The organism is Bacillus sp. MT(2024), from assembly GCF_036362845.1.
GTDB classification, from domain to species: Bacteria; Bacillota; Bacilli; order Bacillales; family Bacillaceae; genus Bacillus; species Bacillus velezensis.
Map to the genome: position 1 here is coordinate 390152 of NZ_CP143632.1, position 12633 is coordinate 402784.

Genomic DNA, 12633 nt, shown 5'->3' on the forward strand with positions numbered 1-12633 from the left:
GACTGCCCGGGAATGTTCCCGGCAGTCTTTTTTTTGCGCGGCCGGACTTGGACAGCGGCGCAAAACAAAAGAAAACGCCGCAGGTCAAAACCCGCAGCGTCCTCATATAGACGGAGTGATGCTTAGAAACCGCCAACATAGGCAGTACCTACAATAACCAACAGGATAAATAAAACAACGATCAAAGCGAAAGAGCTGATTCCAGAATATCCTGACATGAGCTTCACCTCCATATTGTCTATACCATACAATATGTAAAAGAAGCTGCTTTGTAAGGGATATTAGTGGACAAGAGAAAAAAGAGGCGGTGTCCTATGAGAGTAAGACTCCGGCGAAAAACTCGTCATACAGCGCCCGCACCGCGTGTTTTTCCTGTTCTTCTTTCACCCCGAACATCATGCTGACTTCCGATGACCCCTGATTGATCATCTCGATGTTGACGCCTGCTTCGGACAGTGCTTTGGATGCCCTGGCGGTTGTGCCGACATTATGGCGCATCGCTTCCCCGACGACCATAATCAGCGCCAGATTGTGCCTGACTGTGACTTCATCTGCTTGAAGTTCCTGCTTCAGACGGGTGACGAGCCTGTGTTCCAGTTCTGAGTCCATCTGATTGTGCCGAAGGATGATCGTGATGTCGTCAATGCCGGATGGAACGTGTTCATACGTCAATCCTTCTTCCTCCAAAATGTGAAGGGCTTTGCGGCCGAAACCGATTTCCCGGTTCATTAAATATTTGCTTATGTAAATGCTGCAAAAGCCCGTGTCGCTTGCGATGCCGATGACTGGCCCGTTCGTATTGTCACGGCTGCTGACGACGCGCGTTCCTTTCGCATCCGGATTATTCGTATTCTTAATCTGAACGGGGATGCCGGCCCGAAAAGCGGGAATCAGCGCTTCATCATGAAAAACGGAAAACCCGGCATAGGAGAGCTCACGCATTTCCCGATACGTCAGTTCGTTAATTTCTTTCGGGTGCCGCACGATCGACGGGTTGACGGAATAGACGGCGTCCACATCAGTAAAGTTTTCGTACAGGTCGGCTTTTAAGCCGCTGGCGAGAATGGAGCCGGTAATATCTGAGCCGCTCCGGGAAAACGTCACAATCTCATGCTCCTTCGTGTAACCGAAAAATCCCGGAAAAATGATCAAGCCTTCACGGTTTCTCAGACGGTACAAATGATCATAAGATTCAGGGAGCACCTGCGCGCTTCCGGGTTCATTCGTCACAAACAGCCCCGCTTCTTTCGGACTTACGTATTCCGCTTTCACGCCCTGCCGTCGGAAGTAGGCTGCGATCAGCTTCGCGTTGTTGTCCTCGCCGCTCGCTTTCACCGCATCCATATATTGTTCGGGATTGGTTTTACAGCTGTTTAAGAGAGCGAATAGGTCACTGCGGATTCTTTCTATAATAGAGAAATCCAGGTTCAGCTCACGCGCGATGGCGGCGTACCGTTCAATGACCGGTTCGGCAAGCTCAGGCGCTCCACCTTTTTGCAAATAATGCTCCGCACAGCGGATTAACAGATCCGTCACCTTTGTATCGTCCGAGAAGCGTTTTCCCGGCGCCGATACGACGACGGCTTTCCGCGAGGGATCAGCCGTCACGATTTGAAACACTTTCTCAAGCTGGGCTCCTGACGCAAGAGAGCTGCCTCCGAATTTTACAACTTTCATGATTTACATCCCCTAATATTTAAATTTTCTCACAAATTTAATTTTTATTATCTCTCTTTCAAACATGTAAATCAAGGATTTTTTCTACGTAGGGAGAACATTTGTATTTTCCTGGAGGAATTTTGCCGCTGTTTGTCAGATTTTTTTCCCTCAAGCGTGTCATCATGTGCAAAAAATGATAAGCAGCCAAATGAAGGTTATAGAAAATCCTGCAAATTCTTGATAGACTGATTGTAAAACAATTTAGTGTACGGCCCGCGGATGACCCCTTTTGAAAGCAAAACTGTATTGACTGCGCTTGGAAAGATGATAAGATTATAGTTGTCGTTGATAATGATAATCATTACGAGTGGGGATATATGGGAGTTGTTTGGCTATCAGTCATTCCGTTTGTGATGGGTGCAGGGAGGCAGCATGAAGCTACGTTACTTACTTTTGCTACTGGCGGTTTTGGCGTGTACTTCTATATTTATCGGTGTAGAAGATTTGTCGCCGCTGGATATTTTTCATTTAAATAAAGAACAGGCAGGTACATTGTTTGACAGCCGGCTGCCGCGTTTGGTGAGCATTATCATCGCCGGCATGAGCCTGAGCATCTGCGGATTAATCATGCAGCAGATCAGCCGGAATAAATTTGTATCGCCGACGACTGCGGGAACGATGGACTGGGCAAGGCTCGGAATTTTGATTTCATTAATGCTTTTTACGTCAGCGAGTCCGCTTGTGAAAATGTCTATCGCTTTTATTTTCGCGTTGGCGGGAAATTTCCTTTTCATGAAAATCCTCGAGAGAATCAAGTTCAATGATGCGATTTTTATTCCTCTCGTCGGTTTAATGCTTGGGAATATCGTCAGCTCAATCGCCACGTTTATCGCATATAAATACGACCTGATCCAAAACCTGTCATCTTGGCTGCAGGGAGATTTCTCACTGGTCGTTAAAGGCCGGTATGAGCTTTTATATCTGAGTATCCCGCTGGTGATCATCGCTTATGTCTATGCGGATAAATTTACGGTGGCGGGAATGGGAGAGAGCTTTTCCGTCAATCTCGGCCTGAAATACAAACGCGTCGTCAATATCGGTCTGATTATCGTGTCGCTCATCGCTTCACTGGTGATCCTGACCGTCGGGATGCTGCCGTTTCTCGGTTTGATCATTCCCAATATGGTGTCGATTTACAAAGGGGACAACCTGAGGAGCAGCCTGCCTCACACAGCTCTCTTGGGCGCTGTTTTTGTGCTGTTTTGCGACATTTTGGGGAGGGTGATCATCTTCCCGTACGAAATTTCCATCGGCCTGATGGTCGGTGTTATCGGCAGCGGCATCTTCCTGTATATGCTGTTAAGGAGAAAAGCATATGAGTCATAATAAAAAAATTACGCTGCTGGCGGTGCTCGCCATGATATGTATCGGATTCTTTCTGTTCTACGGACTGGGCAATTGGGAATACTCCCTGCCGAGACGATGCTTCAAAGTGCTTGCCATGATGCTCACCGGAGGAGCGATCGCGTTTTCAACGGTCATCTTCCAGACGATTACAAATAACCGCATACTGACACCGGGCATTTTAGGCCTCGATTCCCTGTATATGCTCATTCAGACCGTCATCGTGTTCCTGTTCGGTTCAATGAATATCGTCATGATGAACAAAAACCTTAATTTCGTCATCTCCGTCGGGCTGATGGTGCTCTTGTCACTCGTTTTGTATCAGCTCATGTTTAAAGGCGAGGGGCGGAACGTGTTTTTCCTTCTGCTTGTCGGCGTCGTATTCGGCACGCTGTTCAACAGTCTGTCATCCTTTATGCAGATGCTGATTGATCCGAATGAGTTCCAGGTTGTTCAGGACAAAATGTTTGCCAGCTTTAACAATATCAACACCGATCTTTTAGGATTTGCCGGTGCTGTCTTTCTTCTGACAGGCATTTATGTCTGGCGGTTCACGCGGTTTTTTGACGTGCTGTCGCTCGGCAGGGAGCACGCCGTCAACCTTGGGATTGATTACGATAAGCTTGTGAAACAGATGCTCATCGTCGTTGCCATTCTTGTGTCTGTCTCTACAGCTCTTGTCGGGCCGATTATGTTTTTAGGACTGCTTGTCGTCAATCTGGCGAGAGAGTTTTTAAAAACCTACAGGCACACGTATTTAATCGCGGGTTCCGTCCTGATCAGCATCGTCGCGCTTGTCGGGGGTCAGTTCGTCGTGGAGAAAGTGTTCACGTTTTCCACGACGCTGAGCGTCATCATTAATTTTGCCGGCGGGATTTATTTTATCTATCTGCTGTTAAAGGAGAATAAATCATGGTAGAGGTCAAAAATGTAAGCAAACAATACGGAGGGAAAGTCGTCCTTGAGAAAACGTCTCTATCCATTCAAAAGGGCAGGCTCACCTCGTTTATCGGTCCGAACGGCGCGGGAAAAAGCACGCTGCTGTCTATCATGAGCCGGCTGATTAAGACGGATTCCGGAGAAATCACGGTCGACGGGCAAGAGATCGGGGCCTGTAAAAGCAACGATCTGGCGAAAAAAATCAGCATCCTGAAGCAGACGAACCAAATTAATATCAGGCTGACGATTAAAGACCTGGTCAGCTTCGGCAGATTTCCGTATTCCCAGGGGAAACTGACGGATGAAGATTGGGTGCATATCAATCAGGCCCTCAGTTATATGAAGCTGGATGACTTAAAGGATAAATACCTCGATCAGCTCAGCGGAGGCCAGTGTCAGAGGGCGTTTATCGCGATGATCATCGCTCAGGATACGGACTATATTTTTCTCGATGAGCCGCTGAACAATTTAGATATGAAGCATTCCGTTGAAATGATGAAGCTGTTGAAGCGGCTTGTGGAAGACTTCGGAAAAACGGTCGTCGTAGTGATTCACGATATCAACTTCGCATCTGTCTATTCAGACCATATCGTCGCACTGAAAAACGGCCGGATCGTCAAAGAAGGGCCGGCGGAGGAGATCATTGAAACCTCCGTGCTTGAAGATATTTATGATATGACCATCCCGATTCAAGAGATTGACAGTCAGCGGATCGGTGTGTACTTTTCTTAAAAACCAGATGAGGTGAAAGTCATGAAAAAATTCGCATTGCTATTCATTGCGCTAGTTACGATTTTTGTTGTTTCTGCATGCGGAAACGGGGACAAAACATCAGGCAAATCAAAAGAAACAATCACAATCAAAGATGATCTGAACAAAGAAGGAGTCAAAGTGCCGAAGAATCCGAAAAAAGTTGTCGTATTCAACTTCGGAATGCTGGACACGATGGATGAACTCGGTTTACAGGATCACGTGGCGGGACTTCCGAAACAAAACCTTCCAAAATACTTATCTTCATATAATAGTGATAAATACGCCAATACCGGCGGTTTAAAAGAACCGGATTTTGAAAAAGTCGCGGATATTGATCCGGATTTAATCATTATCGCCCACAGACAATCTGATTCTTATAAAGAGTTCTCGAAAATCGCGCCGACGATTTATCTTGATGATGACTATACAAACTACGTTGACAGATTCAAGCAAAACACTGAAGTGATCGGCAAAATCTTTAACAAAGAAAATGAAGTGAAAGATAAGCTTGCGAAAATTGACAAATCCATTGCCGATCTGAAGAAAAAGACAAGCAGCACGGATAAAAACGGATTAGTGGTGATGGCGAACGACGGCAAAATCAGCGCGTTCGGATCTAAATCAAGATACGGCTTCATTCATGATGTGTTCGGCGTCAAACCGGCTGACAAAAACATCGAAGCTTCACTGCACGGACAAAGCATTTCCTATGAATATATCGCCAAAACAAACCCTGATTACATGTTTGTCGTTGACCGCGGAACAGCGATCGGCACAAAATCTTCAACAAAACAAGTGGTTGAAAATGATTATGTAAAATCGGTGAAAGCCGTGAAAAACAACCATGTTGTCTACCTTGATTCAGCTACATGGTATTTATCAGGAGGCGGCCTGGAATCCATGGCGCAAATGGTGAAAGAAGTAAAAGACGGAATCGAGAAGTAAAAAAAGAACCCGGTCACATACGTGATCGGGTTCTTTTTGGTTTACCGCGTAACGGCCTGCTGCTGCTCGGGCTGACGCGGTTTTTTCTTCAATGTAAAAGATAGGAGGAAGCCGGCCAGCGCGATGCAGGCGGCTACGACAAATGCCGCATTCATGCCGTGCAGGGCAGCGTTTGCCGGAGTTGACGCATTGGCGTGCGCGGCCTGACTGCTCATCACGGAAACCAGCAGCGCCGTACCGATAGAACCGCCGACTTGGCGGACGGTATTGTTCATGGCTGTGCCGTGCGGAATTAAGTGGCGCGGCAGGGCATTGATTCCCGCTGTCGTCACCGGCATCATAATCATGGCTGTTCCCAAAAGCCGCGCGGTATAAACGACGACAATCCAAATGAGAGACGTCGAGTCCGTCAGATTCATAAACGGCAGGGACGTGAGCAGGATGATGAAGAATCCGGTCATCGCAAGGCCTTTTCCGCCGATTCTGTCAAACACCCGGCCGATAAACGGAGACATCATCCCCATCACAATCGCGCCCGGCAAAAGCATTAATCCGGTATCAAACGCGGATACGCCCCGGACCTTTTGCGTGTAAAGCGGGAGAATGGTTTCTGTTCCGATCAGCAGCGCGAAAACAAGCGTTCCGAGCAGGGTGGTCAGGCTGAAAATCCCGAAAGAAAACACACGGAATTCCAGCATCGGTTTTTTGAGCTTCATCTGTCTTGCGATAAAGAAAATCAGCGCGGCCGCTCCGACAAGCAGCGAAGTCAGCACTTCAGTACTGGTCCATCCTGAGGAACCGGCGCTTGAGAAGCCGTAAAGCAGCCCGCCGAATCCGAGGGTCGATAAGATCACGGATAAAATATCAATCTGTGTTTCTCGTAATGTCGTGACGTTTTTCATCAGAATAATCGCTAAAAGCAAATCGATGACTGCGATCGGGAAGATGATGTAAAACAAAGACCGCCAAGAGAATGCTTCGACCGCCCATCCGGAAAGCGTCGGGCCGATCGCCGGCGCGAACGAAATAACCAAGCCGACCATACCCATGGCGCGGCCGCGCTTTTCCATCGGGAAAATCGTGAGAAATACCGTCTGCATGAGCGGCAGCATAATTCCGGCGCCGGCCGCCTGAATAATCCGGGCCGTTAAGAGCACCGGAAAGTTCGGGGCGAATGCGCCGACAATGGTGCCCGCCGTGAAAATACTCATAGCGGAAATCAGGAGGGTGCGGCTCGTAAATTTCTCTATTAAAAATGCGGTAATCGGGATTAAAATCCCGTTCGTCAGCATAAACGATGTTGTCAGCCATTGCGCTTTGTTGGCATCTATATTGAAGTCATTCATAATGTGCGGCAGCGCCGTGATAAGCAGTGTCTGGTTCAAAATGGCGACGAACGCTCCCGCCAAAAGAATCCCGACAATGACAGAGCGGTTGTATGGTGCAGTTTTAATACTCTTATTCAAGCTGATTCCTTCTTTCTTTATAGTTTGAGCAATGTTTTAACGGCTGCAAGCGGCTGGTGCAGCGGTCCGGCCTGCTCCAAATAACCGATGAGCGCTTTTATAAGAAAATCCCGCGGCTGTTTGTCCGCTGATTCTTTCTCCAGCATAACCGCCGCGGAAGCGAGTCCTGCGGCATCATATTTTTCCTCCGGAAGGGCTGAGACGGCTTCTTTCAGTTCCTTCAGGCTTTCAGCCAGCAATACGGTTTTGTCTTTCGGCTCAAATGAGGCAGCGGAGGCGGTATAAAGGTCAATCATCTCCTGAGGCAAAGCCGTTTCGGTTTTCCTGTTTTCGACGATGAGATTGAGATGGCGGATGATAAAGTCCGTGAGCGGCTCCAGAGCGAGCGGTTCTTTTTCCAGCTTAATCAGCGTGATGCATTCTCTCAGGAGCCCCTGCAGGACGATCACCAGCTCCCATACATAAGGAATAATGTCTTCGCCGTACGTCTGAATCAGTGAATCGCGATGCCAGCAGATAAAGGTGGAGCGGGCCCTGTGAATATGCCGTTTTACCCGCTCATTAATGGAAGAGGGGCTTCCGTACATCAGCATATTAAAAAACTGCTGATTGCGCCTGAAGCCTTCAAGCTCAGCCATCAGTTTTTTGGCAAACCGTTCCTCAGGGGAGAGGCTCGTTTCTTCATTCAATAATGAAGCGGCCGCTACCATCTGTTTCTGGTTAAAATCGAGCAGCTCCAGGAGCAGGTCTTCCTTTGATTCAAACAGCTTATATAAAGATGCTTTGGAGACTTTGCACTCCTCTGCGATCGCCTGCATCGAAACCGACGAAAAGCTTTTCCCGGAAAAAAGCTTCCTTGCCGCCAGCAGAATATCCGTTTTCTTATCATTCATAAGCCCAGATTCCTTCTTTCGTCACAATAGAAAACCCATCGGTTCACAGAAAACCAATGAGTATATGATGAAAATATTAACAAAAATTTTTACATAGTGTCAACGCTTTTGTTTGAGAAATAGAAAAAACCTGCCGGAGTGTTCCGGCAGGCTGATACGTTTATTTATCCGTCTTAAATCCTTGTTTTTCAAGCATTTCACGAATGTGAGGATAATAAACCTGCTTATAGTAGGAAGTGATGCCTTGTGACCAGTTTCTTGTTTCCTGTCCGTCGGTGCGTTTTTTCATGTATTCGGACATCTGCTTGTCATAGGCCTCGATATGGGTTCTTAAATCTTCTTCTTGATACGTTTCATGATGCAGAACGGCTGCTTGCGGCAGACGCGGTTTTTTCGCGGAGCGGTCTGCCGGATGGCCGATGACGAGACCGGAAACCGGGAAAACGTATTTCGGAAGTTTCAGCAGTTCAATGAGTTCGTCAGGCTTGCCGCGCACGGCGCCGATCGGCACAGTGCCGAGTCCCATTGATTCAGCCGCAGCCGTTGCCGTACCAAGCGCAATCCCGACATCTACGGCTCCGACTAGAACGGACTCTAAACCGTTCGTGATCTCAAGCGGTGTATCATTATATTCTTCCAGCGCAATTTTGGCGCGGTTAAAATCAGCGCAGAATAAAAGGAAAACCGGCGCTTGGTCAATCCACGGCTGGCCGCCGGCCAATTCGGATATTTTTTTCTTCCGCTCCTTATCTTTCACCGCAATAACGGTAAATTGCTGGCCATTAATGGAAGTCGGCGCTGCCTGAGTTGCTTGGATGATAAGGTCCAGCTGCTCATCCGATACGGGTTCATCTGTGTAGCTGCGGATGGAACGGTGGTCTGTTAATATTTGAAGGACTTCGTTCATGTCATTCATCCTTTCGTTACTCTGACAGTTCTGTGCGGACGACGTCAAGCGGCGCACTCAGCACTTCTTTTGCTTTTGCCACGAATCCTTGGAAATGGTCAGTTGCGTTGTGGAATTTCATCGCTTCTTCATCTTTCCATTGCTCAAGCATAACGAATGTATTTTCCTCACCGACTTTTTCGAAAAGATCGTATTGCACATTTCCTTCTTCCGCGCGTGAATGCTGAACAAGTGATTGCGCTTCTCCTAAAAATTCCTCGCGTTTATCCGCTTTTACTTTCATGTAAGCCTGTAAGACGATCATTGTTATTCCTCCTGATTGGGTTTATTTGTTATAGTTCGAATATTATCGAACTAACTGTAACATGTTTCGCAGTGAATGGTAAAGGAAAAACCCTCACCGCCTAAATTGTCACCCGCCGCTTTTATGTGTTACATTTGACTCATGAACATTCCAAACCATCCTGAAACCGACCGCTTACAGCTGACAAAGGTTCTTCATGCTCTGAGTGATCCGCTCCGCTTAGAGCTGGTCAAACAATTGGCGGAAACAACAGAAAAAACGTGCGGTACCTGCGCTGATGTCCGGGTCGCCAAATCAACGCTGTCCCATCACTTCAAAGTGCTGCGGGAAGCGGGGATCGCCCAAGTGCGCATAGACGGGAAGCACCGTTATTATTCCCTGCGCAAAGATGATTTACAAGCGGCGTTTCCCGGCCTGCTGGAGGCGATTTTGCAGACAGAACCGGACCGCTGGTAAATAAGTCCCCGAATTCCGGGGGTTTTTTTATGCGCCGAAAACCGCCCGGTAAAGCCTGAGGACGCCTTCTTGAATATCGCTCTCCTTCAGGCGGGCGAACCCCAGAATGAGCTGCGGCTTATTTGAATCGCCTCCTGCTTTCAGACGGAACCGGCTCATCGCAAACAGATCGAGCTGTTCTGCATCCGCCCGTGCCAAAATCTCTTTTTCTGAACGGGCGCAGTCAAACTCAGTGACAAAATGAAGCCCCGCATTGGCGCCCTTTACACTGATTCTTTCTCCGAATGTTTCTTCCAAAGCCGAAATGAGGCGTTCCCGCATGTTCTTATAATGCTGCTTCATCTTTTTAATATGTTTCTGGTATTCACCCGAGTCGATAAATTCTTTCAGCGCGAGCTGGGCAAGCGTGCTGCACGTATGCAGGTCATACGCTCTCTCTTTGAACGTCCGCAAAAGCCCGGGCGGCAGAACCATATAGCTGATGCGCAGACCTGGGAAAAGGGATTTTGAAAAGGTCCCCATGTAGATGACATTTTGAAACCGGTCAAGGCTTTGAAGCGCCGGTATCGTATCGGCGTCATATTTAAATTCACTGTCATAATCATCTTCAATGATGAAGCGGCCGTTCTGTTCGGCGGCCCAGTTTAAAAGCTGAATCCGCCGGGAAGCGGGCATGATCACGCCTGAGGGGAATTGATGGGAAGGCGTGGTGATCAATACACAGGGCCGGCGTTTTTCGATTTCGGCCATGGACATGCCTTTTTCATCAAGGCTGATCGTCGCAACCTTTTTCCCGAGGTTTTGCAGCAGCCGGTACATCCTCATATATCCCGGGTTCTCCATGGCGTACAGCGCGTCTTTTGGCAGCAGTTCCGTCAGCAGCTGCGTCAGCATTTGCGTGCCCGCCCCGAGCACGATTTGTTCCGGGCGGCATGTAACGCCTCTTGTCAGGGAAATAAGCCGCGAAATGGTTTCACGGACTTCATATAAGCCTTGCGGATGGACGAGTTCCCCGAGTGTATGAAATGAACGGGCGGCTGCTTTATGCTCACAGCGGAACCAGCTTTTCAGGGGAAAATGCGCCGTATCCACGCTCATATGAGAAAACGAAATCCAGCCGCTCTTATCCGGCTCCCGCTCTTTTAAATCTTCAGGCAATGAGAGCGAAGGCGTTTCTTCATGATAAACCGTATCAATTTCCTCCACGAAAAAGCCTTTTCTTTCGACTGCATATAAATAACCTTCCGAAAGCAGCTGCTGATAAGCTGAATTCACTGAATTCACGCTGACCTTCAGCGTCTCGGCAAGCTCCCGTTTAGACGGCATCTTTGTATGAGGCATCAGGCTGCGTTTCAAAACGGCCGCTTTTATGTGCTGATAGATCTGCTGATAGATATAATCCGCCGTTTCAGAATGATCAATGGAAATCGTCAGCATCCAGACCCTGCTCCTTTCTGATACCATGGATAAATTGATTTTGGTACTTTTCATCATACCAAAAAGAAGTCAGAATGATAAGAAAACAATATAGGGGGATGGAATCTATGAGTCGAACAGCATCATCGGAAGTGACAACTGCCCAATGGCAGCAAAAACGGGACCAATTCGTTTCCAAGGGGGTCGGCAACGGAAACCGCAGCATGGCGGTAAAAGGGGAAGGGGCGCTTTTGTACGATTTGGACGGCAGACGATTCATTGATTTTGCCGGAGCGATCGGAACGCTGAATGTCGGCCATTCTCATCCGAAAGTGGTGGAGGCCGTGAAGAAACAGGCGGAGGATCTGATTCACCCGGGATTTAACGTCATGATGTATCCGTCTTATATTGAGCTGGCCGAAAAACTTTGCGCCCTTGCGCCGGGAGATCATGCGAAAAAAGCGATTTTTCTCAATTCGGGGGCGGAAGCGGTGGAAAACGCCGTGAAAATCGCCAGAAAATATACGAAGCGCCAGGCTGTCGTGTCATTTACAAGAGGGTTCCACGGCCGCACGAACATGACGATGAGCATGACGAGCAAGGTGAAGCCTTATAAATTCGGTTTCGGCCCGTTTGCCTCAGAGGTGTATCAGGCGCCGTTTCCTTACTATTATCAAAAGCCGGCCGGCATGACTAACGAGCAGTATGACGACTTTATCATCAGCGCTTTTGAGGATTTCTTTATCGCCGCAGTTGCACCGGAAACCGTCGCCTGTGTCGTAATGGAGCCGGTTCAGGGAGAAGGCGGCTTCATCATTCCTTCAAAACGTTTCGTGCAGCACGTCGCCGCTTTTTGTAAAAAACACGGTATCGTTTTTGTTGCGGATGAGATTCAGACAGGTTTTGCCAGAACGGGAACGTATTTTGCGATTGAACATTTCGAAGCCGTTCCGGATTTGATCACCGTATCCAAATCACTTGCGGCCGGATTGCCGCTGAGCGGCGTCATCGGCCGGGCGGAAATGCTTGATGCCGCCGCGCCGGGGGAACTCGGTGGCACATATGCGGGAAGCCCGCTCGGCTGTGCGGCTGCGCTCGCGGTCTTGGATATTATTGAAGAAGAAGGGCTGAATCAGCGTTCCGAAGAGATCGGCCGGATCATCGAGCATCAAGCGCTCGAGTGGAAAAAAGAGCATGCCTGCATCGGAGAAGTGCGCAGACTCGGCGCGATGGCGGCCATCGAAATTGTCAAAGATCCGCACACGCGGGAACCGGATAAAGCAAAAGCCGCGGCGATCGCTAAAACGGCGAACGAGAACGGACTGCTGCTGCTGACGGCCGGCATTAACGGCAACATTATCAGATTCCTGACGCCGCTTGTGGTGACGGATGAGCAGCTCAAAGAAGGCCTTTCCATTATCGAAGCAGCTCTGTGAGTTCAATTATTGGAATGCCGCCGGATGTGTCTGCTATCATGAAAGTGTGAGATAC

The 12633-nt window shown here is 48.5% G+C and carries 13 protein-coding genes; 6 read left to right on the forward strand and 7 right to left on the reverse strand.

From position 1 onward, the window contains the following. Positions 1 to 122 precede the first annotated feature (122 nt). Both VP472_RS01980 and VP472_RS01985 read right to left on the reverse strand, forming a co-directional pair. Positions 123 to 233 (reverse strand): YjcZ family sporulation protein, encoded by a 111-nt coding sequence (locus tag VP472_RS01980; RefSeq protein ID WP_369719092.1) that lies wholly within the window; start codon positions 231 to 233, stop codon positions 123 to 125. A gap of 79 nt (positions 234 to 312) precedes the next feature. Beyond that, a complete protein-coding gene (locus tag VP472_RS01985; protein ID WP_146276115.1) occupies positions 313 to 1677 on the reverse strand; it encodes an aspartate kinase in 1365 nt (454 codons plus the stop codon). 414 nt (positions 1678 to 2091) lie between these two features. Between VP472_RS01985 and VP472_RS01990 the strand changes: the two genes are divergently transcribed. Genes VP472_RS01990 through VP472_RS02005 form a run of 4 tightly spaced genes read left to right on the forward strand, consistent with a single transcriptional unit; the run spans position 2092 to position 5700 of the window. Continuing rightward, positions 2092 to 3045, forward strand: a complete 954-nt coding sequence (locus VP472_RS01990) for an ABC transporter permease (RefSeq protein ID WP_003156332.1) — start codon at positions 2092 to 2094, stop codon at positions 3043 to 3045. Beyond that, positions 3035 to 3982 carry an iron chelate uptake ABC transporter family permease subunit gene (locus tag VP472_RS01995; protein WP_077721797.1) on the forward strand — a complete coding sequence of 316 codons (948 nt, stop codon included), beginning with the start codon at positions 3035 to 3037 and terminating at the stop codon, positions 3980 to 3982. The genes VP472_RS01990 and VP472_RS01995 overlap by 11 nt, the downstream gene beginning before the upstream one ends. Next, on the forward strand, positions 3976 to 4734 hold the full coding sequence (locus VP472_RS02000) for an iron ABC transporter ATP-binding protein (RefSeq protein WP_022552588.1): 759 nt from the start codon (positions 3976 to 3978) through the stop codon (positions 4732 to 4734). Before VP472_RS01995 ends, VP472_RS02000 begins: the two co-directional genes overlap by 7 nt. A gap of 21 nt (positions 4735 to 4755) precedes the next feature. Continuing rightward, entirely contained in the window at positions 4756 to 5700 is a 945-nt protein-coding gene (locus tag VP472_RS02005; protein ID WP_003156329.1) for a siderophore ABC transporter substrate-binding protein, read from the forward strand. Positions 5701 to 5741: 41 nt separating this feature from the next. Here the strand turns inward: VP472_RS02005 and VP472_RS02010 are convergent, their stop codons facing one another. From VP472_RS02010 to VP472_RS02025, 4 genes are all read right to left on the reverse strand, one after another. After that, complete coding sequence (locus VP472_RS02010) at positions 5742 to 7166, reverse strand: MDR family MFS transporter (RefSeq protein ID WP_015388705.1); 1425 nt, start codon at positions 7164 to 7166, stop codon at positions 5742 to 5744. Between the two features lie 17 nt (positions 7167 to 7183). Next, positions 7184 to 8059, reverse strand: coding sequence for a TetR/AcrR family transcriptional regulator (locus VP472_RS02015; RefSeq protein ID WP_025853760.1), 876 nt, complete (start codon positions 8057 to 8059; stop codon positions 7184 to 7186). Positions 8060 to 8219: 160 nt separating this feature from the next. Beyond that, positions 8220 to 8966: an oxygen-insensitive NADPH nitroreductase gene (nfsA, locus tag VP472_RS02020; RefSeq protein WP_016937252.1), complete on the reverse strand. Its 747-nt coding sequence runs from the start codon at positions 8964 to 8966 to the stop codon at positions 8220 to 8222. Positions 8967 to 8982: 16 nt separating this feature from the next. Next, a complete protein-coding gene (locus tag VP472_RS02025; RefSeq protein ID WP_003156323.1) occupies positions 8983 to 9270 on the reverse strand; it encodes a putative quinol monooxygenase in 288 nt (95 codons plus the stop codon). Positions 9271 to 9411: 141 nt separating this feature from the next. Here VP472_RS02025 and VP472_RS02030 point away from each other — a divergent pair, with 141 nt between their 5' ends. Then, complete coding sequence (locus VP472_RS02030; protein ID WP_003156322.1) at positions 9412 to 9726, forward strand: ArsR/SmtB family transcription factor; 315 nt, start codon at positions 9412 to 9414, stop codon at positions 9724 to 9726. A 27-nt stretch (positions 9727 to 9753) separates the two neighbouring features. Here the strand turns inward: VP472_RS02030 and gabR are convergent, their stop codons facing one another. Next, complete coding sequence (gabR, locus tag VP472_RS02035) at positions 9754 to 11163, reverse strand: MocR-like transcriptional regulator GabR (protein ID WP_146276116.1); 1410 nt, start codon at positions 11161 to 11163, stop codon at positions 9754 to 9756. 107 nt (positions 11164 to 11270) lie between these two features. On the opposite strand from gabR, the gene gabT reads away from it, so the two are divergent. After that, positions 11271 to 12578 (forward strand): 4-aminobutyrate--2-oxoglutarate transaminase, encoded by a 1308-nt coding sequence (gene gabT, locus VP472_RS02040; RefSeq protein WP_153986646.1) that lies wholly within the window; start codon positions 11271 to 11273, stop codon positions 12576 to 12578. The last annotated feature ends 55 nt before the right edge of the window (positions 12579 to 12633 follow it).

Coding starts and splice junctions, on each gene's coding strand:
- VP472_RS01980 (WP_369719092.1), bottom strand. CDS start 233: ATGGAGGTGAAGCTCATGTCAGGATATTCTGGAATCAGCTCTTTCGCT.
- VP472_RS01985 (WP_146276115.1), bottom strand. CDS start 1,677: ATGAAAGTTGTAAAATTCGGAGGCAGCTCTCTTGCGTCAGGAGCCCAG.
- VP472_RS01990 (WP_003156332.1), top strand. CDS start 2,092: ATGAAGCTACGTTACTTACTTTTGCTACTGGCGGTTTTGGCGTGTACT.
- VP472_RS01995 (WP_077721797.1), top strand. CDS start 3,035: ATGAGTCATAATAAAAAAATTACGCTGCTGGCGGTGCTCGCCATGATA.
- VP472_RS02000 (WP_022552588.1), top strand. CDS start 3,976: ATGGTAGAGGTCAAAAATGTAAGCAAACAATACGGAGGGAAAGTCGTC.
- VP472_RS02005 (WP_003156329.1), top strand. CDS start 4,756: ATGAAAAAATTCGCATTGCTATTCATTGCGCTAGTTACGATTTTTGTT.
- VP472_RS02015 (WP_025853760.1), bottom strand. CDS start 8,059: ATGAATGATAAGAAAACGGATATTCTGCTGGCGGCAAGGAAGCTTTTT.
- nfsA (WP_016937252.1), bottom strand. CDS start 8,966: ATGAACGAAGTCCTTCAAATATTAACAGACCACCGTTCCATCCGCAGC.
- VP472_RS02025 (WP_003156323.1), bottom strand. CDS start 9,270: ATGATCGTCTTACAGGCTTACATGAAAGTAAAAGCGGATAAACGCGAG.
- VP472_RS02030 (WP_003156322.1), top strand. CDS start 9,412: ATGAACATTCCAAACCATCCTGAAACCGACCGCTTACAGCTGACAAAG.
- gabR (WP_146276116.1), bottom strand. CDS start 11,163: ATGCTGACGATTTCCATTGATCATTCTGAAACGGCGGATTATATCTAT.
- gabT (WP_153986646.1), top strand. CDS start 11,271: ATGAGTCGAACAGCATCATCGGAAGTGACAACTGCCCAATGGCAGCAA.